Origin of the sequence: Salinilacihabitans rarus (assembly GCF_024296665.1) — an archaeon.
GTDB lineage: Archaea > Halobacteriota > Halobacteria > Halobacteriales > Natrialbaceae > Salinilacihabitans > Salinilacihabitans rarus.
Genome location: NZ_CP100762.1, coordinates 3,329,325 through 3,351,625 on the forward strand (window position 1 = coordinate 3,329,325; position 22,301 = coordinate 3,351,625).

A 22,301-nucleotide genomic window follows, 5' to 3' on the forward strand; every position below is an offset into this window, starting at 1 on the left:
CCGGTCACTCGACCGCCCGATCACCGGCCGCGTCGCCCAAGAGATAGCCGCCGAAGGCGAGGATCCAGACGAGGAGCGGATACACCACCCACCGTTCGATGCCGCCCGAACCGAGGAACTGTAACGGGTGTACCGATCCAGCGAGTCCGAAGACCAGCACGCTCGTCAGGACCAGCAGCGAGGTCCCGCCGAACAGGACACAGAGATACGAGAACGGTCGGGCGACGACCTTCGAGGAGAGGACGACGGTGACACCGCCGCTGATGAACGTCACCATCGCGAAGAGCCCGTGCCACGGCGTGACGTTGCCCGGGAAGACGCCGACGCCGAAAATCCCCACTCCGAAGACTGCCAGCGGGATCGTGAGAACGCGACGGCCCAGTCCGCGATGAACCAGATACGTCGCGACCAACACGAGCGCGCCCGTCAGCAACATCGTGCTGTTGAAGATGGTAGCCGACGGTTCGTGGATGATCGGATTCGGTGGCATCGTCGAACCGAGGTCGCTGATGTCCTGTCGCGTCGAATAGCCGGGATAGAGCACTTCGGCGGTGATGATCCCCATAAACGCGGTCGCCCCCGCGAGGACCAGACTCGCGCCAGCTATCCTCGTTGCCGACGCGTCACCGAGTTCCTCGTCGACCACCCGTTCACTTCCTCTTTCGGTCCGCTCTTCCGGGTGACTGTCGGCCATACTTCTCCCGGACCGTATACGCCGCCTCGCCGTATGAACGTTCGTTCGATCTCCGTGCTCTATCGATACGACTAAAAGCCGACAACCCGGCTCCGGGGGGCGCCGTGGGGAACTACTTTCGGCGCTCGCGGTCGGAAGTGTGAGTACCGGCGCTACAGGTCCGGTGACCGGTTCAGGTCGTCGCCGTCGACGTCGTCGCCGGGCGGGACGGACGTTCGGTCGCGGTTCGTGCCGGGCGACCGCCCGCCGTGGCCCCCGGGAGCGGGCGTTCCCGCGCCGCCCAGCGCCCGGTCGGCCGTCGCCCGGACCAGCGCGCTCTCGTCTTCGGCAGCGACCGTCGCGAGCGCCCGCCGTGCCCGGTCGTCGTCGAGGCCGCCGAGCAGTTCGGCCGCGTACTCGCGGACGCGCTCGGCCGGATCGTCGAGCCCCGAAAGCAGCGTGTCGATCGCGTCTTCCGGCCGGGCCCTGTACACCGAGATCATCGCGTTTCGCCGTACCGCCGGGTGGTCGTCGTCCAGTTTCGCCTCGATGACGTCGCGGGCGCCGTCCCGATCGATCGCGTCGAGCGTGACGACCGCCTCCGCCCGGACCCAGGGGTCCTCGTCCGAGGCGGCCGCTTCGACGGCCGTCAGGGCCGTCTCGTCTGCGTGGGTCGCGAGCGCCTCGACCGCGAACTGCCTGACCTCGGCGTCCGGATCCTCAAGCGCCGCCGTCGCGATCGGTTCGACCGCCTCGTCGGTCGGCGGATGCTTCGAGAGCGCCACGGCCGCGCGACGACGTTCGATCCGGTCGGCAGAGCGAAGCGCGGCACGGAGTTCCGCGACGGTCGCTCCCGCGACCGGTTCCGTGTCGGTCGCCGTGAACGCCGCCGGGTCGGCGGTCCCGAGGGTCACCTCGCGGCTCACCTCGATCTCCGAGAGGTCGACGGCGTCGGCTCCGAACCCCGGGCTCCGCGTGGGTGCGAGTTCCGCGTCGGGCGGCCCCTCCGGGTCGTCGCTCACGCGGTCTCACCTCCCCGGAGCGCGAGCGTCGACACGCCGAGCATGGCCGCCGCCGCGGCGGGAAGCGATGTCGGGACGCCCGCCGCGAGGACGAGCGCGACCCCGAGCGCGACGACGGATTCGCGCCGGCGGATCGCGTGTGAGATCGCGGCCGCGGCGCCGCCGCTCCCGACCGCGACCAGCAGCAACGGGGTGCCGACGACCGAGAGCCCGCTCAACAGCACGGCGCCGGTGATGACGGGTGCCTGCGCGCCCACGCCGGCAACCAGCGCGGCGACGAACGCCCCGACGGCGGCGTCGACCGGTCCGGCCCCGGTCCAGAGCGGCAGGGCGAGAAGGCCCAGGAACAGCAGCGTCGCGCCGAACGGACGGAGGGTCGCGGGCTCGACGCCCAGCGCGCCCGCGAGCGACGCCGCCGTCGCACTCAGGAGCGCGATCGCGACGCCCCACGCGATCCCCGTTTCGAGGGGCCGACCGCGGGGGAGCGACCGCGCCGTCGCGACCGCGCCGCCGAGGAGAACCGCACAGAGCGCGGGGAGGAGCGCGTCCCCGACGACCGCCCCGAGGAGGGCGAACGTCCCGAGACCGACGAGACCGACGGTCGCCGTGTCGTCGTCGACGGTTCGTGCCACGAGCAACGCGACGGCCCCGAGGGCGACGGGGGTGCCGACCCGCCAGTCGACCGCGGTGGCTATCCCCGGCAGGGACTCGGCGAACTGGCTCTGTCCGATCGCTCCGACGGCGGCGTGCAGGGCCGCGACGGCGGCGGCGGCGACCAGCGCGAGGGTCCTGTAGCGTCGCAGCCGATCCCGAGACGGCTGGAGCGTCCCTCCTCCGCCGGCGCCGGGTTCGTGCGTGGGTTCGATCATGTCGAGTGGTGTCCCACCGTTCGGTGGTCCGCCCGGACGAACGCGTCGAGAAACGCCGCGAGGTCCCCGTACACGTCGGTGTTGGCCTCCGCCTCGATCGAGTCCGACAGGCGGTCGGCGAACACGCTGAGGTGTCGGTCGAGGAAGTCGCCGCGGGCGTCGCGTGCGTCCCGGTCGCCGAGGGCCTCGCGTCGCGCGAGGTAGCTCGCGAACTCCAGCTGGAGCCGGAGGTGATCGTGGTCCTCGCGGTTCGACTCGTCGACGGCCAGCCCGAAGTAGTCGTACGCGCGTGCCAGGTCGAGGTTGATCTCCTGCCACGAGGCGTCGTCCCGGTGGGACGATTCGTACAGCGGGACCGGCGGCTTCGGGACGCCGACCTCGAAGAGGTCGTTGAACCTGGCCCGGAGCGTCCGCGGATCGTCCCCCGTTTCCAGCCGCGGGGGGTCGACGTCGAGGCCGGACCGCTCGCACAGCGCGGCGAGTTCGTCGGCGAGGCTCCCGTCTTCGATCGCCGCGTGGACCGTCTCGTCCGGTTCGTCGAACAGTCGGACCAGCACGCCGTACACCGTAGCCCGCGCCGCGAGCGCCGGATCGGCGTCGTCGACCGCGAGCGACCCCTCCGTCGGCGCGTCCGACCGGGTCGGTCGTGCGTTCCCCGTCATCGTTCCACGTTCTTGATTCCGTACACGGTCACCACGAGCACGCCAACGATCGCCAGTCCGCCGACGGTCCACAACACCAGTTCGAAGGCGGTCGGACCCGGATCCGGGTCGAGCGGGTAGTGGTGCCACTCGCTGGCCGCCTTCACGCCCCCGCGTTCGTCGCTTTCGCCGTCGAAGACGGCGAACGCGACGTTCAGGCGCTGGTCGGTGTCGATGTCGGTCCGGTACCGATCGTCCGTCGACAGCTCGCGGCTGAAGACCACGTGCCACTCGCCGTCGGCGTATTCCGCTTCGGTGGTAACCGCGGTGTCGTTCAGCTGCGTGGTCGATCCCAGCCCGCCGGCGTGTAGCTCTTCGGTCTCGCCGTCGGCGGTCCAGAACCAGACGTTGACCGGCTGCTTCTCGCTTCCCATCTCGATCGGCGGTTCGTCGGCCTGCTCGAACGGGATCTGGACGGCGACGCCGTCGACGAACGCCGTCGGATCGTCGATCTCCTGGTTCGCGGCCGGGTCGTCCCACGACAGGCGGACGTACAGCCGCTCGTCGGTGTAGGCGGTCTCGACGTCGGCCCTCGAGACCGACGTGTCCTGTGCGCCGGGGAGGCCGCTTTCGGCGCTCGACAGCACGACGGTCTCGCCCTCGACGTCGGCCCACGCCTCGGCGCCGGGATCCTGGAGGCCGTCGTCGGCCGTCATCTCGGTGACCGGGAGCTGGTTGACCCCGGTGGCCTGGCCCAGTCCGGGGCCGGACGGCGCCGCGAGCACCACCGCGAGGACGCCGACCACCAGCAGGGCCCCCGCCAGCAGGACGTTCCGATTAGTCATCGGCGAACCCCCCGATTTTGTACTGGGCGTGTTCGTCGGTCGTCGTGAGCAACTCCATCAGCTCGCTCTCCTGCCCCGACCTGACGCGTTCCCGCTCGCGTTCGAGCGTCGCGAGCGCGTCGTGTACGTCCTCGCCGAACAGCTCCTCGAGGTACGCGGGCGGAATCCGATCCGCGTCAGTGCTCTCGCCCTCCGGCGTGTGCCGTCCCGGCGACGACGGCGGGATGTAGAACACGTTGGGATCGGTGTGGTACTCGGGGTGAAGCGGGAGCGCGACCTCCCACTCCTCGACGAGCTTGTAGATCGGCCCGTCGGGGTCGTCGAGTCGACCGATGTACCGGAGCTGTGTGACACACGCGTCGGCACACGCCGTGGCGTGTTGCTCGCCGTCGGGCCCGTTCCCCTCGATGCGGGGGTAACAGAAGATGCACTTCTCGGCCGTCTTCTCGAGCATGTTGAAGTAGATCTTGTCGTAGGGACAGCCCTCGACGCAGTAGCGGTAGCCGCGACAGCGCTCCTGGTCGACCAGCACGATGCCGTCTTCGGATCGCTTGTAGACCGCCTTCCGCGGGCAGGCCTCGACGCAGGCGGGATGCGTACAGTGGTTGCAGATCCGGGGCAGGTAGAAGTAGTAGGAGTTGGGGTACTGACCGTCCCCCTCGTCCTCGTCCCAGTTGGGCCCCCACTCGGGATCGCTCGCCGGCGCCACGTGGTCGTCGCTCCCCTCGTAGAACACCTCCCCGTGGTTGAACTCCCACGACCGGCCGTAGTCGTCCAGTTCGGGAATCTCGCCGTGATCGACCTCGGTTCGGTCCTCGGAGGTCCAGCCGTCGCCGCCGTCCTCCCAGCCGCGGGGATATCCCTCCCCGGGCTTGGTCTCGACGTTGTTCCAGTACATGTACTCCCGGCCGGGTTCGTCCGTCCAGTTGGTCTTGCACGCGATCGTACACGTCTGGCAGCCGATACACTTGTTCAGATCGAGCACCATCGCGATCTGGCTGTCGATCCCCTCCGCGGTTTCCGTGTTGCTCATTGGGAATCACCGTCCTTCGGCCGCACCTCGACGAACGTGTCGTTGTTCACGCCCGTCGGGCCCCAGAAGTTCGGGAAGAAGTGCAGGTGTTCGCCCGTCTCCTCCGGGTACTGGACCAGTTGCGTGGGTTTCAGCCGCATCGGCAGCAGGTGGTTGAAGTTCTTCCGGTTCGGATACTGGAACTTCTCCCACGCGAAGTACTGCATCGCGGTCCCCTCCGGCAGGCTGGGGTAGTACTTGGCTACCCCCTCGATCTCCGCCAGTTCGTTGTACATCACGACGGTGTCGCCGTCTTCGATGCCGCGCTCCCGCGCGTCCTCGGGGTTGAGCCACACCGTCGGCTCCCCGCGCTCCAGCCGCATCGACCGGGGGTTGTCACGCCACGTCGAGTGCTTCGCGTGCCGTCCGTGGGGCTGGATGTACTCGAGGGGATACTCGCTCGTGTCCTGCTCTACGAGCGGTTCCCTGTACGTCGGGAGTTCCTCGCCGAACTCGAGGAACCAGTCGTGATCGATGTAGTACTGCTGGCGTCCGGTGAGCGTCCGCCACGGCACCTTCTCTTTCACGTGGTCCTCCCACGGGACGTACGCCCGATCCTGATCGAGTTCGCCGGACGAGGTCCAGTGGGAGTCGACCCCGAGGAACCGACGGGGCTGCTCGACGATGTCGTCGAAGGTGATCCGGTCGTCGACGTAGTCGGGATTCGTCTCCTCGGAGTGTTCCAGGATGAACTCCGCGGCCGAGAGGCCGTCGGCGAGCGCCCCCTCCTCGTCGGCGATCCAGTCGCGGACGTAGTCGTCGTGGACCGACTGGAGGTCGATCTCGCGGTCGAACTTCCGGTCCGGTACCGGATCGACGTCGCGGTCGGTTGCGACCTCCTGGATCCGCTCCGCGAGCAGGCGGAAGATCTCCCAGTCGGGCTTGGACTCGCCCAGCGGCTCGACCGCCGGCGTGAACGGGTGGACGTACGTGTGCATGTCCGTCACGCTCAGGTCGTACTTCTCGTACCAGGTCGCGGCCGGCAACACGATGTCGCTGTACAGCGCGGTCGCGTCCATCCGGAAGTTGACGTCGACCACCAGGTCGATATCCGGCCAGAGGTTCTGCTCGACGAACTCGCCGCCTTTCGCCTGCCCGAAGTAGTTCGCCCGCCAGATGAACATCGTGTTCGGATGCGGGCGGGTGCCGTCGTCGCGTTCTTCGGGGTACATCGGCATCCAGCCCTTGTCGATCGCCTCGCGGATCTTGGCCGCGGTGTCGTACTCGTCTTCGACCCAGCTCTGGTCGGATTCCAGCAGGTCGAGGATGCCGGCGTGGTAGTAGGTCCACAGCGTCGACGGGACGCCGCGGACGGCGCCGGTCGGGAACGACAGCTGTTTCCACCCGTTGAACACCCAGATCTTCTCCTGCCCGACGTAGTGGTCGAAGCCGGTGCCGTTGCGACCGATGTTGCCGGTCAGCGTCACCAGCAACAGCAGCGCCCGGTTGCCCAGATCGTTGTGGTACCAGGCGTTGACGCCCTTGCCGTGGATGATCTTCGCCCGGTCGGCGGCGGCGAACTCCCGGGCGATGCGCTGGTGGGTCTCGCGGCCGACGCCGGTCTCCTCGTAGACCCGGTCGGGCGTGTACGCCGCGAGCCGTTCGCGCAGGGAGTTCCAGACCGTGTGGACCCGGACGGAGCCGTCGTCGGTGGCGACGGTGGTCTCGACGTCGAGTCGCGGTTCGAAGTCGAGTTCGATCGAGGCGTCGAGATCGAGCTTCCCGTCTCTGGTGCCGAGAGAGCCCGGCGCGACCCGCAGGTCGCCGTCCTCGTCGACCATCACCGGCGCGTACTCGGGGTCGTCGGCGTCGAGGCCGACGTCGGCGGCCCGGAGGAACTTCCCGGTGTCCTCCCGGATCAAAATCGGCATGTCGGTCTGCTCTTTGAGGTGCGCCTCGTCGTACAGCCCCTCGTCGACGATGGTCCGGGCCATCCCGAGCGCGAGGGCGGCGTCGGTGCCGTACTCCGGGCTGAGCCACTCGTCGCTGTGGATCGCGGTGGCAGAGTAGTCCGAGAACACCCCGACCGTCTTCGCGCCGTCGTACTTCGCTTCGAGGAAGTACTTGGCGTCGGGGATGCGGGTCATGTTGACGTTCGACCCCCAGGCGACGATGTAGTCGGCGTTGTACCAGTCGGCGCTCTCGGCGTTGTCGGTCTGGTGGCCGAACGTCAGGGGCTGTCCCGGCGGCAGGTCGCAGTACCAGTCGTAAAACGAGTGGCTGACGCCCCCGAGCAGGTTCACCAGCCGCGACCCGGAGGCAAAGGAGACCGGGCTCATCGCCGGGATCGGGGTGTAGCTGTCGATCCCGTCGTACTCGCCGTCCCGTACCTTCTCGACGACGTGTTCGGCTATCTCGTCGAGCGCCTCGTCCCAGGAGATCCGTTCCCACTTCCCCTCGCCGCGTTCGCCGACCCGGCGGAGGGGGTACTTCACGCGGTGGTCGGCGTTGACGTAGTCGGTGAAACACGCGCCGTTTTGACACCCCCGCGGGTTGCTCGAGGGGAGGTCGTCGTTGATGTCCGGGTAGTCGGCGGCTTGCTCCTCGCGCCACACCTGTCCGTTCTTGACGTAGACGTTCCACGAGCAGCTACCCGTGCAGTTGACGCCGTGGGTGGACCGTGCGACGCTGTCCCAGTCCCACTCCTCCCGGTAGAGGTCCTCCCACTCGCGGTAGGGGTAGTTGCCGATCGGATCGTCGACCGTCCGGAGCCCCGAGAAGTCAAGCAGTTGCGAGGTCACTCCGAGGCCGCTCCCGCCCGCGACGGCGGCCAGACCCGCCCCCTGCAGGAAGCTCCGGCGGTCGACGTCGCCGGGTCGTTCGGAACGCGTTCGCTCTTCGGTACCGTCGCCCGTCGTCTCGTGTGGTTCTGAGTCGCTCATGTGGTCTCACCTTCGCGTGCCGCGGGAGTGCCGTCGGTCGTCGGCTCCCGCGCGTCTATCGGAACGGTACACAGCGCCAGAACGACGCCCGCGAGCACGAGCGCGATCCCGACGCCGGAAGCGATCCCGGCTTCGAGGGCGACCGCGACCGCTACGACCGCGATCAGTTTCGTGATCCGGTCGGTCCAGCGGTAGGTCCGCCGGTCGAGGACCGGACGGCGGCTACGCATGCCCGCCACCCCCGCTATCCGCGGTAGCCTCGTCGTCGAACCCGCCGAGCGTGGCGTACACGATCAGCCAGGCGGCGACGGGGAACGTGAGCACCAGCGCCAGCAGGATCGGATTGAGGGTGCTCGTCGGAACGCCCGTCAGGTCCGACACCACCGTGTTCATCCCGCCCAGCGAGAGCATCGACACGAAGACGATGGCCGCGATCCCGGTCGCCGTCTGCCAGTCGCGTTCGAACGGGCTCTCGACGAAGTGACCCGGCTGCTCGCGGCGGTCGATGAACGGCCACGCGATGACCACGAGGATGACGAGCCCCGTGATCAGCACGCCGCCGACGAACTCGACCGACAGCGGGCCGACCCCGACCCAGTCCGGCAGTAGCTTCAGGATCCCGAACATCCACATCAGGTACCAGTCGGGCAGGACGAACTTCGGCGTCGTCGTCGGATCGTACGGGCCGTACGCGGCGACGTTGTGGACCGAGAAGAACCCGGCCAGAAGCGACAGCGTCCCCAGAGTGAGGAAGAACACGACCGCGCTGAGCGCCGCCTGCTGGGGGAAAAGCGGTAGCCCGACGACGACGCTGTCGTCGTCACGGTCGACGTCGGGAGCGCTCGCTGTGGCCGCGGCCGTCCCGCCGTCGGCCGACGCGGGAACGTCCGACGCCGGCGGGTCGGCCCGTCCTTCCGGCTCGCCGGCCGGCGTTTCGACCGGCGAAACCGGCGTCCCCGAGAACGACTCGTCGCGGGGTCCCTCGGTGTGCTTTTGCCGGTAGAGGACGATCATGTGGACGCCCAGTAACACGCCGATGAGCAGCGGAATCACGAGCACGTGCAGGAAGTACATCCGGGGGATCGACAGCGCGGTCGGGTACTCCCCGCCGAAGAGGACCCACGCGATGGTGTCGCCGATCACCGGCGTCGAACTGGCGACGACGTAGCCGATGTTCGCCGCCTCCGCCGCGAAGTTGTCGTACGGGAGAACGTACCCGGTGAAACCGGCACCCATCCCGAGGACGACCAGCAGGACGCCGATCACCCAGTTTGGCTCTCGCGGGTTCCGGTAGGCACCCTGGAAGAACACCCGGAGCATGTGCAGGGCGGCCGAGGCGATAAACAGGTGTGCCGCCCAGTGGTGCAGTCGGCGGATGAACATCCCGTAGGAGATGTCGTACGTGAACGCGAGCACGCTCGCGAACGCCTGTGGCACCTCTTCGCCGTGGTACTGTGCGATGCTTCCCTGGTACTCGACCGCGGCGGTGTTCGGCTGGTAGAAGAACCCGAGGAAGATCCCGGTCAGCCCCAGCACGAGGAAGCTGAAAAGCGTCACCTCCCCGAGGAGGAACGAGTCCTCCGCCGGGAAGGCCTTGCCGAGTACCCCCCGTTCGGACCCGAGGCCCAGTCGCTCGTCGAGCCACGCGTACCCCCGCTCGTAGTAGCGTTCGGTCCGGCTCATCTCACTTCACCCCCACCGTGCCGAGGAAGTCGCCCGTCGCGATGAGGTAGCCGTCCGAACTGAGCGTGATCGGCAACTGTGGCAACGGCCGGGGTGGCGGTCCCCCGACGACTGCCGCCCCGTCCCGGGGGTCGAACTCCCCGATGTGGCACGGGCAGACGAGTCTCGCGCCGTTTACCTCGCTCACCATACATCCCATGTGTGTACAGACCTTGGAGAACGCGGCGTAGCCGCTGACGGTGTGTTCGAGCGCCGTTTCGTCCGCGTACGCGTCCTCCGAGTGACGGACCAGCAGCGTCGGCGCGTCCGCGATGTCCGGACGCGGCTCCGGAAAGACCGTCAGCACCTCGCCGTGATCGAGGCGGTCTTCCGCTATCCGCTCGCCGTCCGCGTCGACGAGGTAGATCTCCTCCTCGTAGACCGGACCGTCGTAACTCGGATCGAGGACGTCGACGTCGCGAAGCGCCGACAGCGGGGCGGCGAGGCTCAGCGCGGACGCGACGCCGCCGGCCGTGACGACCCCCTTCGCGAGGCTTCGGCGCCGCACCGCCGCCCGGTCGTCCCGGAAGATACTCGGGCGGTCGCCGTCGGCGTGTTCGTGGCGCCCCTCGTCCGGATCGGCGGTCACGGGTGATCACCTCCGGCCCCGTGGCCGCGTAACTCCGCGACCTCCACGTGGGGCATGAACCACGCGTAGAACGCCGCCGTCATCGCCGCGAGCGAGACGAACATCCCGGTGGCGTACACGCCGATGTACTGCACCCGGACGAGCGTCGCGAACTCGGCGGCGAACAGCGTCGCACAGACGATCGCGAACACCGAGAGTGCCCCGACGACGAGCAACCCCTCTGTCGATTCGCTCGCGGATCGGTACTCGACGACCCAGCGGTTTTCGGTCACGAACCAGTCAGGGACGACGACGCGGCCGCCGTCGGTCGCCCCCTCCGGCGGTCGGACGGCGGTCTCCATGAACCGGTGGAGCCCGGCGAGCAGCCCCACCAGCCCGAGCAACGCGATCCAGGTGATGACCCCGATCTGGCTCGGGGTGAGCTTCCCGGGTACGCTCACGAAGCCTTCGAGGGGCCTGATGTCCGCGATCGCGTAGTCGACCACCAGCGGTTCCGTCGGGTGGCCACTGGACAGGGCGGTGATCCACATCGGAACGATCGCCGCCGCGAGGACGAGTCCGACGATCGTCGATCGGCGCTTCACGGTGGGTCACCCCGGGGGTCCGGCCGGCCGGCATCCGACCCGTCGTGTCGCGGTTCACTGGCTCCGGACGTGTTCCTGATAGTCATCGTCGACAGGCGTACCGACGAACGACGTCCCGGAATACGCCACTCCGGACCGGTCCGGGCTTTTATGAGGCGGGGCCGATCGCCGCGCCGGAGTCCCCGCGGGCGCCGGGCGGCCCGCGATCGTATATTGATAACCGGCCCGCGCGAAATCCGCAAATTATTATCCCTCCTTCGCTCGCGCGGTGATTAGAATAGCTGGCTATCTTATGCGGGTACGGTTCGACGGTTTCAGTATCGGATGAGCACGAAGAATCCGCGGGCCAGTGAGAGCGAACCGGTCGACCACCGGCGGACGTGCGCGCGGCTGGAGGTCCGGATCCGTCCGGGAGACGACTACTCGTGTCCGCTCACGCTCCCCCTCACTTCGTGTCACTGCGGCGCGGAACCGGGTCCCGTCCTCGCCGACGAACCGGTCGACGGCATCGAGTTCACCAGAGGGACCGAGGAGTGTCTCATCGATTTCGTCCTGGCCGACGGGGAGGTCGTCTCGAAGAGCGGCCCGTCGAGGCGGTCGCCCTGCCTCTGTGACGCCTTCCAGCGGCGTCGCTGTGTCCCCAAGTACGGTCGGATCGAGGACGGCTGGTTACACGCGACCACCCACGTCAAGAGCCACGAACAGATCAGGCCGCTGGTGGCGGACCTGCGGGCGCTCGCCGACAGGGTGGTCGTCGACCGCCTCGTCGTCGCCGAACCGGACGGGCACCACGACCCCGTCCTGTTCGATCGGGCGACGCTCACCGAAAAGCAACGCGAGGCGGTCGAAGCGGCCGTCGAACGTGGATACTACTCGACCGAGTCGGACGTGAGACTCGCTGAGATCGCCGACGACCTCGGGATCAGCCAGTCGGCGCTCTCGGAGCGTCTCCGGACGGCACAGTCGAAGCTCATCACGGACCTGTTCTAGCGTCGCTCGTCGCGGTGTATCGATTCGACGAGTTTCCGCTGTATCGCCCGGAGCTGCGTCGAGAACGCGGGCTGGGAGATGCCGAGCGACTCGGCGATCTCCTCGCCCGTGCTCTTGCGCGGCTGGTCGAAGTAGCCGCCGCGGTACGCCGCCTCGAGGATCTCGTGTTGTCGGTCGGTCAACCGCTCGTCGGACGGCGGGGCCGACGACGATCCGGAACGCGGCGGCGTGGCGTACGCCCGCAGCCGGACGTCCGGATACAGCTCCCGCAGCCGACTCGTAAACTCCTGTTTGTTCCACTGGCGAGGGATCGAGAGGTCGATCCTGATCCCCCGCGTCGAGACCGTCACCTCGCAGACGGCTGCACCCAGACCGGCGACGCTGGTCACGATGCAGTCCCCGACGACGGCTTCGAGTCGGGGCGAGGAACTGTCACACACCACGCGGCTGTGGCGGACGCTCGCTTCCTCCCCGAGGGTGGTCGCGACCTCGTCGGCGTCGCCGTCGTCGACGACGAAGTGAACCAGATAGCCGCCGTCGGATCGACGGGTGACGTTTTCGATGACGACCTCCGCGTCGAACCGGGACGCGAGGCGCGCGAACGGATCCCGCGCGCCGGTGACCTCGACCGTCAGCGTCGTGGTCTCGTCGGCGAGGAGCGCGTCCTGCCGGTCCGCCGCGGCGAACGCGTGCCCGACGAGCGACCCGAGTTCGACGAGGGAGTCACGCACGGTGGCGTCGAACCCCTCGGGTTCGGTGCTGATCGCGGTGAGGACCCCGTAGAGGACGCCCCCGTGGTAGATCGGGACGCTGGCCAGCGACCTGAACTCGTACAGGAGGGCCGTCCGTCGCCACCCCGCCTCCCCCGGCCGGCCGGCGGTGTCGGCTTCGACGACGGCTTCGCGTTCGGCCGCGGCCCGGGCTGCCGGGAGCGTGTTGTCCTCCGAGAGCGCGAGCGGAACGCCCTCCAGATACGCCTCGGGCGTCCCGACGTGGTGGGCGACCCGCAGTTCGTTTCGCTCCGGGTCGGGGACCCCTATCCAGGCGCCGTCCACCGGCCGGAGCGAGAGGAGGGACGTACAGATCGCCCGCGAGATCGCCGGCCGCGAGTCGGCCTCGCAGACGGCCGCCACCGCGTTCTGGACGCCCTCGACGACCCGCCGGGAGCGTTCGAGTCGGTCTTCGAGCGTTTCGAGTTCGCGGCTCCGTCGGCCGAGTTCGGCCTCGCTCAGGTGGCGGGCGAGCGCTGCCCCGGCGAGGTCACACGCCGCTTTCACGGTCTCGACGCGGAACCCGTCTCCCACCTCGGGGTCGGGATCGCCGACGACGAGCGCGCCGCGGTCGTCGAGCGGCACGATCAGTTGTCGGCGGACGGTCGCCCCGGAGGCCGCGAGTTCGTCGGCGACGTCGTCCCCCTCCAGCCGTGTCGCCGTCCCGTCGACGAAACTCCGCCAGACGGCGTTCTCCCCCGGCGAGACGCGCGGGAACTCCTCGAGGCGAACGTCGAGCGCCTCGGGAACGGCCGCCGGAACGAGTTCCGCGCCGCGGTCGTCGTACAGGTACGCCACGCAGTGGGCGGCGTTCAGCGTCTCCGCCGCCAGATCGACGACCGGTCGGGCGACGTCGCTGGCCGTGCTGGCGGTCCGTATCCCCGTCCTCGCCGCCTTCAGTCTGCGCACCGGCGCTTCGTATCGCTCCGTCAGCCGTTCGTTCGTCGGCCGGCGGACCAGTTCGGTGGCGATCAGGCTCCCGAAGGTCGCCGCGAGCGTTTCGACGACGGCGGCGATGTCGTCGTCGAACGCCCGGGGGCGCGTCAGGTAGTACGCGAGCACCGCCTCGACGCGACCCGCCGATTTCACCGGGATCCCGAAGGCCGCTTTGAGGTTCGACGACGCCGCGATCTCCGTTCTGATGTACTTGTCCGGCGAGAGCGAGGACACGTCGCGGATCCACTCGGTGTCCTCGGTCGCCCAGACCCTGCCGGGCAACCCCTCGCCCTTCCGAAACCCGGTCGTTCTCGTCACTTCGACGAACTCGCGAAACGAGTCGTTCAGGGCGTACGACTTCGCGTGTTCGAGTTCGTCCCGCCTCGAGTTCGGGACCCATATCTCGCTGTACTCCCACGCCGTCAGCTCACACACGTCCGTCAGGACGACGTGTAGCCCTTCCTCGATCGTGTCGGCGCGTGCGAGCCGCTGGTTCAGATCCGAGACGGTGTTGAGGTTCCGACGGTTCGGGTCCCGCTCGGCCGTCCCGGAGTCGACGGCGCGGCGGATGCGGTTCGCGAGCGACTCGAACTCGGTCGGTGGCCTCTCGTCGCGGGTGACGTAATCGGGCGCGTCCACGACGCGGACGTCGCTCGCGGCCGCCCCGTCGCCGTCCGCGGTCCACGGGACGACCGGCAACGACGGGTACCGGTCGCGGATCCGTTCGAGGAACGCGCGGCCGTCACCGTCGTCGAGGTCCGACTCGCTCACGACGCAGTCGACGCTCGACTCCTCGAGCGCGACGACGGCGTCGTCGGTCGAAGAGACGGAGACGACGCGTCCGACCTCGCGCCGAAGCCCCGCTTCGAGGGCTTCTGCGGCCGACGAGCGCGCCACGAGGAGCACGGTTAGTTCGTCATCCGACCGCCGGTCGCCGACTCCCCCCTCGAGAGTCTGTTCTGCCATCTGGGCTCCCGTCTCCCCTTGGCTCGACGTTCCTTTAACGACCACAACGGTTACTGTCGAGTGAGAATCGTGGCAACAGGTGCCACGCCGTCCGAACTCGCCGGCCCCGCCCGACTCGCAGACGTGCCACTGCGCCGTCAGTCTTGCAGATCAAAGGCAATATTAAGCAAGACTACTGAGCCACAGTCGATGACATACGAGTTCGAGTTGCCGGAGCTTGGAGACGATGCGACCGACGGGACTCTCGTGGCGAGCCACGTCGAGCCGGGAGACGCCGTCAGCGAGGGGGACCCCGTCGTCGAGGTCGAGACGGACAAGTCCGTCGTCGAGGTGCCGGCGCCGGTCGACGGCACCGTCCTCGACCTCGCCGCGGACGTCGGCGACACCGTCGCCGTCGGCGACGTCGTCGCCCGCTTCGAGGTCGAGGACGGAGCCGCTGACGACGCCGCCGACGCGGACGAACCGGACGACGGTCCGACGCCGGCCGTAACGCGGGTCGGGTCGGACGACGGCGACGAACCGGACGCCGACGCGGACGAACCGGACGACGGCCCGACGCCGGCGGTCACCCGAATAGACGACGCGGCGACGACCGACGCCCCCGCGGGCGCCGTCGACGGCGTCCCCGAGTCGACCGAGGTACTCGTCGTCGGGGCCGGCCCCGGCGGCTACGTCGCGGCGATCCGCGCCGCCCAGCTCGGCCTCGACGTCACCCTCGTCGAAAAGGACGCCTACGGCGGCACCTGCCTCAACGAGGGCTGCATCCCGTCGAAGGCGCTCGTCCACGGCGCCGACGTCGCCCACGAGGCGACCCACGCCGAGCACCTGGGCGTCACCGCCGAGGTCGACGTCGACGTCGGCCGCCTGACGGCGTGGAAAGACGACGTGGTCGATCGGCTGACCGGCGGCGTCGAGGGGCTGTGTCGCGCCGCCGGCGTCACGCTCGTGGACGGCCGCGCGACGTTCGTCGACGACCACCGCGCCCGGATCTCGACCGACGAGGGTGACGCGACCCTGACGTTCGAGTACGCGATCGTCGCCACGGGCAGCCGCCCCGTCGAGATTCCGGGCTTCGAACCCGACGGCGAGCGGATCCTCGACTCGACCGACGCGCTCGACCTGTCGTCGGCCCCCGACCGGCTGGTCGTCGTCGGCGCGGGCTACATCGGGATGGAACTGTCGACGGTCTTCGCGAAACTCGGGACGGACGTCACCGTCGTCGAGATGTTGGACGACGTCCTGCCGATGTACGACGACGAGATCTCGCGTGTCGTACGCGAGCGGGCCGTCGAGTTCGGCGTCGAGTTCCGGTTCGGCGAGCGCGCCGCCGACTGGGAGCCGACCGACGACGGCGTCGTCGTCACGGTGGAAGACGAGGACGGCGCGACGACCGACCTCGCCGCCGACGCCGCGTTGGTCGTCGCCGGCCGCGAACCGGTCTCGGAGACGGTCGGCTTCGAAGCGCTCGGGATCGAACCCGACGACCGCGGGTTCGTGCCGACGGACGCGCAGGGGCGGACGGCCCGCGACCACGTCTTCGCCGTCGGCGACGTCGCCGGCGAGCCGATGCTGGCGCACAAGGCCAGCCACGAGGGTGAAGTCGCCGCGGCCGCGATCGCCGGCGAACCGGCCGCGCTCGACCACGAGGCGATGCCCGCGGCCGTCTTCACCGACCCCGAGGTCGCGACGGTCGGGCTGACCCGCGAGGAGGCCGCCGAGGCGGGCTACGATCCGGTCGTCGGCCGGATGCCCCTGCAGGCGAACGGCCGGGCGCTGACCCTCGGATCGACCGACGGCTTCGTCCGGATCGTCGCGGACGCGGCCACCGAGCGCGTCCTCGGCGCGGGGATCGTCGCCCCGAACGCCTCCGAACTGATCGGCGAGGTCGCCCTCGCGCTGGAGGTCGGCGCCGACCTCGAGACGCTCGCCGGCACCGTCCACACGCACCCGACGCTGTCGGAGGCGGTGATGGAGGCCGCCGCGGCCGCCCGCGGCGAGGCCATCCACACGCGCTGAGGTCGCCCGCGGACCGGCGCCGACCCGCGAATAAACGGCTTTTTTGTTGACGGAGGATTCGAAGGGTACTTCACAATATGGCCAAAACTACACAATACAGACATGGCCGACATCTCCCTGACGACGACTAACGAAGACGGCTTCGACACGCAGAGCGTCATCGGCGACTTCGCGCTCGCCATCGACCCGATGGACGAGACGGGTCCGAACCCGAACGCGGTCCTGGTCGCCGACTACGCGTCGTGTTTCCTGCCCGCCGTCCGCCTCGGCGCGCAGAAGGCCGGCTACGACGACCTCGGCCGGATGGAGATCGAGGCGACGGCCGAGATGGACGACGAGGACGACCTCGAAGCGATCGCGTTCACGCTGAAGGTCGAAGCCGACGTCGACGACCCCGCGGAACTGGTCGCCCTCGGCGAGGACATGTGTCACGTCCACGCGGCGCTCCGCGAGGACCTGACCGCCGACGTCACCGTCGAGACCGACGCGTTCGACGACTAGGACGGTCGCAGCACGCTTCGGCCCGGCGTCTTCTTCTGGAACCGTCGCCGTCCGACGGCCGCTTCCGGTCTTCCGTGCCGGACACGGAACTACGGGCGTACCGAAACGCGCTCGCCGCGTCAGACGACCAGCAGCCACGCGAGGACGACCGCGGCGCCCCCGACGACGGCGCTGACTGCGGCGTGCGTTCGCAGCCGATCCCGGAACCGGTGGCCGTCGACCGCGGCGTCCGCGGGACACGTCTCGCTTCCGGCGGTACACTCCGGCAGGAGGTCGACGGCGACGTGGAGGAACACGCCGGCAGCGACGCCGAACAGCAGCCCGCGAACGACGCTCGATGGATCGAAGCCGACGATGCCGACGGGAAGCGCGATCAGCCCGACGGCGGCCGCCGGGAGCGCGAGGGCGAGGACGGACCGTCCCTGACCCGCGAGTCGACGCGCCGCGGCGTAGCCGGCGGGCGCTTTGTGCGAGACGAGCGCGACCCCGAGGACCGACGTCAGCGACGGCATCGCGGTGTAGATCGCGCCGATGATCGCCCCGGCCGCGAGGGCGTGGACCGTCAGTTCCGCCGCCGTGTGATCGACCGGCAGGTCGAGGTGCGTGAGCCGGTGGCCGAGGGTGTGGCCGACGTACCCCGCGAGGAAGCCGACGGCGATGCCGAGGCTACCGAACTGACCGTGCTGGCCGATCGCCTGCGGGACCAGAAAGAGCGCGGCGCTGGTCACCATCGCACCGCTCGCGAGCCCGTACCCCCACACCGACTCGAGCGGGTGGTCGGCGGTCGCCGCGCGCCTGCCCAGCGGCGCGCCGATCGCCATCGCGCCGAACGCGACCCAGGAGATCGCCAGCAGTTTCCAGGTGACGTCCGCGGCGAGGGCGGCCACGGAGAGCACGACGAGCGCGAGCAACACCCCGACGCCGACCGCTCGCTCGTGTGAACTCCCCCGGTCCCGTTCCGTCTCCGTCCGCGAAGTGGTGGATTCCCCGATCACTATCGCTCGTTAATAACTACGGGATTGGAGTTATTAACAACTTTCGCCCGTGTTCCACGGCGCGGGCGCCGGGAGCGGACGGACGGACGCGGAGCCGAACGCGCGGGCACGTTTCGCACAGTATTACCGTCTCCGGCCCCTTCCTCGTACCGATGCACGACAGCGCGACGGTCAAGGTTCCCGACGGAAAACTCGTCGAGGTCGCAGTCACCTACGACGACCGGCTGACGGACGTCCGCGTCACCGGCGACTTCTTCCTCGAACCGCCCGAGAGCCACGCGGCGCTCGAAGCCGCGCTCGAAGGCCACCCGACCGACGTCTCCCGGGAGACGCTCGTCGAGGCGGTCGAGGCGGTCGACGCGCGGCTCATCGGCTTCGACGCGGGCCACCTCGCGGACGCGACGCTGGAGGCGATCCGATGACCTACCGCGTTATCGACGAGGGGGTCTACAGCGAACCCGTCCAGCAGGCGCTCGAAGGCGTCCTGATCGAGCGTCTCGACGCTGGCGACCTCGAACCCACGCTGCGCTTTTGGTACCGCGAGTCGCCCGCCGTCGCGCTCGGGCGCTTCCAGGCGTACGCCGACGAGGTCGCGGTCGACTACGTCGAGGAGCACGACATCGACGTCGTCCGGCGGCTCACCGGCGGCGGCGCGATGTACGTCGAACCGGGCGCGGTGATCACCTACTCGCTGTACCTCCCCCGCGAGGCCGTCGCCGACGACATCGAGGCCAGCTACGCCGAACTCGACCGGTGGGCCATCGACGCCCTCCGCGAGGTCGGCCTCGACGTCTCCCACGAGCCGCTGAACGACATCTCCCACCCCGACGGGAAGATCGGCGGCGCGGCACAGCTTCGGAAGGGCGACGCCGTCCTCCACCACACGACGATGAGCTACGACCTCGACACCAGCGAGATGCTCCGGGTGCTCCGCATCGGCGAGGAGAAGGTCTCCGACAAGGCCATCGAGTCCGCCGAGAAGCGCGTCGCGGTCATGAGCGACTACGTCGACGCGAGCCGCGAGGAGGTTATCGACGCGCTGACGGAGACGTTCGCCGACCGCTTCGAGGCCGAACCCGGCCGGCTCCCCGACGACGTCCTCGACGAGGCGCGTCGACGCGCCGTCGAGACGTTCGCCACCGACGAGTGGAACCGACAGCTGTAAGCCGCGACGGTCCGGACCGCCCGCCGCTGCGGAGAACTTATCCGAATCACCGTCCACTTCAGGGCTATGACCGACCGAGACGACCCGCGGGAGACGGCCCGCGACGACGCCGGCGCCGAGGCATCCCGGTCCTACCGACGGCTCGTGAATTCGGTCGACGACGGCGTCTACCGGCTGGACGCTGACGGGCGGTTCGTCGCGGTCAACGACGCGATCGTCCGGAAGACGGGCGTTGCGCGGGAGGACCTCCTCGGCGAGCACGTCTCGACGGTCCTCGAAGAGGGCGACGCCGAGCGACTCGAACGCGAGATCCGCACCCGGATCGAGACCGACGCGGACCCGGAGGCGACGTTCGACCTCGCGATCGAAACCGCCGACGGCGAGCGCGTTCCCTGCGAGTTGCGGTTCAGCGTCCTCGCGAGCGACGGCGAGTTCGAGGGGACCGCCGGCGTCGTCCGCGACGCCGACGCCCGCGATCGGCGGCCCGCCGACCCCGCCTCCCGCTGGGAGACCTACGAGTCGATCACCTCGGTCATCGACGAAGCCGACGTCGGCGTCTTCGTCCTCGACGAACACCTCGACGTCGCGTGGATCGACGAGACCATCGAGGAGTACTTCGGCGTGGATCGGGCCGACGTCGTCGGTCGCAGCAAGCGCGAGGTCGTCGAAGACACGCTCCGGGACCGACTCGCCGATCCCGACGCGTTCGCCGAGACCGTCCTCGAGACGTACGCGGAGAACTCCTACGTCGAACGGTTCGAGTGTCGGGTCACCCCCGGTCCCGACCGCGAGGGACGCTGGCTCGGCCACCAGAGCAAGCCGATCGAGTCCGGCCGGTACGCCGGCGGCCGCGTCGAACTGTACTACGACGTCACCGACCGGAAGACCTCGGAGCAGGCCCACGAGGAGAGCGAGCGACGGTTCCAGTCGCTGGTCGACGCGGTCGACGAGTACGCGATCTTCATGCTCGATCCGCGGGGCCGCGTCGTCAGCTGGAACGCGGGCGCACGGCAGATCAAGGGCTATCGGCGGGCGGACATCATCGGCGAGCACTTCTCGCGTTTTTACACCGACGCCGACAGACGCGACGGCGTTCCCGAACGCAACCTCGCGGAAGCGCGGGAGACCGGGAGCGTCGAGGACGAGGGCTGGCGGGTCCGGGCGGACGGCTCGCGGTTCTGGGCGAACGTGACGATCACGGCCATCCGGGACGACGGCGAGTTGCGCGGGTACGCGAAGGTCACCCGCGACATGACCGACCGGCGGGAACGGGAGCAACAGCTCCAGCGAGAACGCGACCTGACCAACCAGATTCTGGAGACCAGTCCGGTCGGCATCGCGGTCGTGAACCCGGATGGATCGACCAGCCGGGCCAACGATCGGATGGCCGACCTGCTCGCGCTGTCGGCGGACGATATGGGACAGTACACCCTGGGACGGCGGGACATGTACGACGCGGACGGCGAGTTCCTCCCGGTCGACGAACGGCCCGCGGCGCGCGCGTTCGCGACCGGCGAGCACCTGTACGAGCGGGAGGTTCTGGTGGAGCTTCCGGGGGGACGACAGCGGTGGCTGTCGATGAACGTCGCGCCGATCGCCGACGAGGATGGGCGGCCGGAGCGAGTCGTCGCGACGGCGACGGACGTCACCGACCTGAAGGAGCTGGCGGAACGGCGCAAGCACGAACTCGCCGCCGTCAAACTGGCGACGGCCCTGCTCGAACCGAGCGACAAACCGGTCGACGAGCTGGTACGGGAGTTCGTGATCAACCTCCCCCGGTCGTTCAGACACCCGGAGCGGACCGCCGCGCGCGTCTCGGTCGGCGACTACGAGGCGACGACCGACGGGTACGAGCCGCTCGACCGGGCCGCCAGCGCTCGCACGCGGACGGCCACGGGGACGCCGATTACGATCGACGTCGTCCTCGAAGGGCCGCCCGACGAGGGGACCGACCCCTTCCTCGACGAGGAGCGGGAACTGATCGAGACGCTCGCGACGCTGCTACGATTCTACATGGAGCGTCGCGAGTACATCGACGAACTGCGGGCGGAGACCAGACGCCTCGAACAGTTCGCCTACGCCGCCAGCCACGACCTGCAGGAACCCCTGCGGATGGTGTCGAGTTACCTGCAGTTGCTCGACCGACGGTACGGGGACGAACTGGACGCCGACGGCCGGGAGTTTCTCGGGTACGCCGTCGACGGCGCCGACCGCATGCGCGAGATGATCGACGGTCTGCTGGAGTACTCCCGGGTCAAGACGCGGAGCGATCCGTTCGAACCGGTCGACCTCGACGTCGTCCTCGACGAGGCGCTGTCGAACCTCGAAGTCCGAATCGCCGAGAGCGGCGCCGAGATTACCGCCGACGACCTCCCCACCGTCGAGGGCGACGCCGACCAGTTGCGACGGCTGTTCCAGAACCTCGTCGACAACGCCATCGAGTACAGCGACGGGACGCCGCGGGTCCACGTCGGGAGCGAGCGGGCCGGCGCCGAGTGGGTCGTCTCGGTGCGCGACGAGGGGGTCGGTATCGCCCCCGACGAGCAAGAGCGCATCTTCGAGGTCTTCCAGCGTCTCCACGGCCGCGACGAGCACCCGGGCACCGGGATCGGGCTGGCGCTCTGTCGGCGGATCGTCGAGCGCCACGGCGGCGAGATCCGCGTCGACTCCGACCCCGGCGAGGGGTCGACGTTCTCGTTTACCCTGCCGGCGGCGGAGACGGACGTCGACGTCTGATTCCGGTGCGGGAGGCGTCGTCGAATCTCTCGGCGACCGACAGGACCGGCCCGCCGAATAGACGCGCTATACCACCACGACGGTCCCAGCAGATCAGTACACCCAGTACACCCCTGCGAGGAGTACCGTAGCGAGGGTGGTATTCCGGACGAACGAGTTCCACCGCGTATGCATCCGTCAAATCCCCACCTATTACATCATGGGTATTTTGCCTGTGCTTACACTACCGTCGCGAACCGAGGTGAATCGCGTGACACGTTCGCGCTCCCCGTTCAGCACGGTTCCTGAACCCTGTCACCGTTCGAGAGTTCCGACGAGGCCGGTGGG

Annotated in this window: 19 protein-coding genes and 1 pseudogene; 7 read left to right on the plus strand and 13 right to left on the minus strand. The window is 69.1% G+C overall.

Annotated elements, in window-relative coordinates; genetic code table 11:
- Positions 1-4: 4 nt before the first annotated feature.
- The 11 genes from NKG98_RS17410 to NKG98_RS17460 form a co-directional block, all read right to left on the minus strand.
- On the minus strand, positions 5-592 hold the full coding sequence (locus tag NKG98_RS17410; RefSeq protein ID WP_425504416.1) for a DUF998 domain-containing protein: 588 nt from the start codon (positions 590-592) through the stop codon (positions 5-7).
- A 254-nt stretch (positions 593-846) separates the two neighbouring features.
- Complete coding sequence (locus NKG98_RS17415; RefSeq protein ID WP_254767399.1) at positions 847-1,695, minus strand: HEAT repeat domain-containing protein; 849 nt, start codon at positions 1,693-1,695, stop codon at positions 847-849.
- Positions 1,692-2,564 (minus strand): DUF8068 family protein, encoded by an 873-nt coding sequence (locus tag NKG98_RS17420; protein WP_254767400.1) that lies wholly within the window; start codon positions 2,562-2,564, stop codon positions 1,692-1,694. Before NKG98_RS17420 ends, NKG98_RS17415 begins: the two co-directional genes overlap by 4 nt.
- Positions 2,561-3,226 carry a molecular chaperone TorD family protein gene (locus NKG98_RS17425; RefSeq protein ID WP_254767401.1) on the minus strand — a complete coding sequence of 222 codons (666 nt, stop codon included), beginning with the start codon at positions 3,224-3,226 and terminating at the stop codon, positions 2,561-2,563. The genes NKG98_RS17420 and NKG98_RS17425 overlap by 4 nt, the downstream gene beginning before the upstream one ends.
- On the minus strand, positions 3,223-4,050 hold the full coding sequence (locus NKG98_RS17430; RefSeq protein WP_254767402.1) for an ethylbenzene dehydrogenase-related protein: 828 nt from the start codon (positions 4,048-4,050) through the stop codon (positions 3,223-3,225). Before NKG98_RS17430 ends, NKG98_RS17425 begins: the two co-directional genes overlap by 4 nt.
- The gene (locus NKG98_RS17435; protein WP_254767403.1) at positions 4,043-5,083 is read right to left on the minus strand and encodes a 4Fe-4S dicluster domain-containing protein; all 1,041 of its coding nucleotides are present in this window, start codon (positions 5,081-5,083) and stop codon (positions 4,043-4,045) included. The genes NKG98_RS17430 and NKG98_RS17435 overlap by 8 nt, the downstream gene beginning before the upstream one ends.
- Positions 5,080-8,004 carry a molybdopterin-dependent oxidoreductase gene (locus tag NKG98_RS17440; protein ID WP_304612846.1) on the minus strand — a complete coding sequence of 975 codons (2,925 nt, stop codon included), beginning with the start codon at positions 8,002-8,004 and terminating at the stop codon, positions 5,080-5,082. The genes NKG98_RS17435 and NKG98_RS17440 overlap by 4 nt, the downstream gene beginning before the upstream one ends.
- Positions 8,001-8,234 (minus strand): DUF8120 family protein, encoded by a 234-nt coding sequence (locus NKG98_RS17445; protein ID WP_254767404.1) that lies wholly within the window; start codon positions 8,232-8,234, stop codon positions 8,001-8,003. Before NKG98_RS17445 ends, NKG98_RS17440 begins: the two co-directional genes overlap by 4 nt.
- On the minus strand, positions 8,227-9,687 hold the full coding sequence (locus NKG98_RS17450; protein WP_254767405.1) for a cytochrome b: 1,461 nt from the start codon (positions 9,685-9,687) through the stop codon (positions 8,227-8,229). The genes NKG98_RS17445 and NKG98_RS17450 overlap by 8 nt, the downstream gene beginning before the upstream one ends.
- Position 9,688: 1 nt before the next feature.
- Complete coding sequence (locus tag NKG98_RS17455) at positions 9,689-10,315, minus strand: Rieske (2Fe-2S) protein (protein WP_254767406.1); 627 nt, start codon at positions 10,313-10,315, stop codon at positions 9,689-9,691.
- Positions 10,312-10,899 carry a hypothetical protein gene (locus NKG98_RS17460; RefSeq protein ID WP_254767407.1) on the minus strand — a complete coding sequence of 196 codons (588 nt, stop codon included), beginning with the start codon at positions 10,897-10,899 and terminating at the stop codon, positions 10,312-10,314. Before NKG98_RS17460 ends, NKG98_RS17455 begins: the two co-directional genes overlap by 4 nt.
- A 324-nt stretch (positions 10,900-11,223) precedes the next feature.
- On the opposite strand from NKG98_RS17460, the gene NKG98_RS17465 reads away from it, so the two are divergent.
- Positions 11,224-11,889 (plus strand): helix-turn-helix domain-containing protein, encoded by a 666-nt coding sequence (locus NKG98_RS17465; RefSeq protein WP_254767408.1) that lies wholly within the window; start codon positions 11,224-11,226, stop codon positions 11,887-11,889.
- Here the strand turns inward: NKG98_RS17465 and NKG98_RS17470 are convergent.
- Complete coding sequence (locus tag NKG98_RS17470; RefSeq protein ID WP_254767409.1) at positions 11,886-14,561, minus strand: GAF domain-containing protein; 2,676 nt, start codon at positions 14,559-14,561, stop codon at positions 11,886-11,888. The two genes, NKG98_RS17465 and NKG98_RS17470, sit on opposite strands and share 4 nt — an antisense overlap.
- A 189-nt stretch (positions 14,562-14,750) precedes the next feature.
- On the opposite strand from NKG98_RS17470, the pseudogene NKG98_RS17475 reads away from it, so the two are divergent.
- The 3 genes and pseudogenes from NKG98_RS17475 to NKG98_RS17485 all read left to right on the plus strand — a co-directional run.
- Positions 14,751-14,963 (plus strand): annotated as a pseudogene (locus NKG98_RS17475) (biotin/lipoyl-containing protein); the annotation flags it as partial.
- A gap of 171 nt (positions 14,964-15,134) precedes the next feature.
- Positions 15,135-16,577, plus strand: coding sequence for a dihydrolipoyl dehydrogenase (lpdA, locus tag NKG98_RS17480; RefSeq protein WP_254769494.1), 1,443 nt, complete (start codon positions 15,135-15,137; stop codon positions 16,575-16,577).
- Positions 16,578-16,679: 102 nt separating this feature from the next.
- On the plus strand, positions 16,680-17,078 hold the full coding sequence (locus tag NKG98_RS17485) for an OsmC family protein (protein ID WP_254767410.1): 399 nt from the start codon (positions 16,680-16,682) through the stop codon (positions 17,076-17,078).
- 119 nt (positions 17,079-17,197) lie between these two features.
- Here the strand turns inward: NKG98_RS17485 and NKG98_RS17490 are convergent, their stop codons facing one another.
- Positions 17,198-17,899, minus strand: coding sequence for a ZIP family metal transporter (locus NKG98_RS17490; protein WP_425504417.1), 702 nt, complete (start codon positions 17,897-17,899; stop codon positions 17,198-17,200).
- A gap of 326 nt (positions 17,900-18,225) precedes the next feature.
- Between NKG98_RS17490 and NKG98_RS17495 the strand changes: the two genes are divergently transcribed.
- The 3 genes from NKG98_RS17495 (at position 18,226) to NKG98_RS17505 (ending at position 21,974) form a co-directional block, all read left to right on the plus strand.
- A complete protein-coding gene (locus NKG98_RS17495; protein ID WP_254767412.1) occupies positions 18,226-18,495 on the plus strand; it encodes a hypothetical protein in 270 nt (89 codons plus the stop codon).
- The gene (locus NKG98_RS17500) at positions 18,492-19,238 is read left to right on the plus strand and encodes a lipoate--protein ligase family protein (RefSeq protein WP_254767413.1); all 747 of its coding nucleotides are present in this window, start codon (positions 18,492-18,494) and stop codon (positions 19,236-19,238) included. The genes NKG98_RS17495 and NKG98_RS17500 overlap by 4 nt, the downstream gene beginning before the upstream one ends.
- A gap of 66 nt (positions 19,239-19,304) precedes the next feature.
- Positions 19,305-21,974 carry a PAS domain-containing sensor histidine kinase gene (locus NKG98_RS17505; RefSeq protein WP_254767414.1) on the plus strand — a complete coding sequence of 890 codons (2,670 nt, stop codon included), beginning with the start codon at positions 19,305-19,307 and terminating at the stop codon, positions 21,972-21,974.
- The last annotated feature ends 327 nt before the right edge of the window (positions 21,975-22,301 follow it).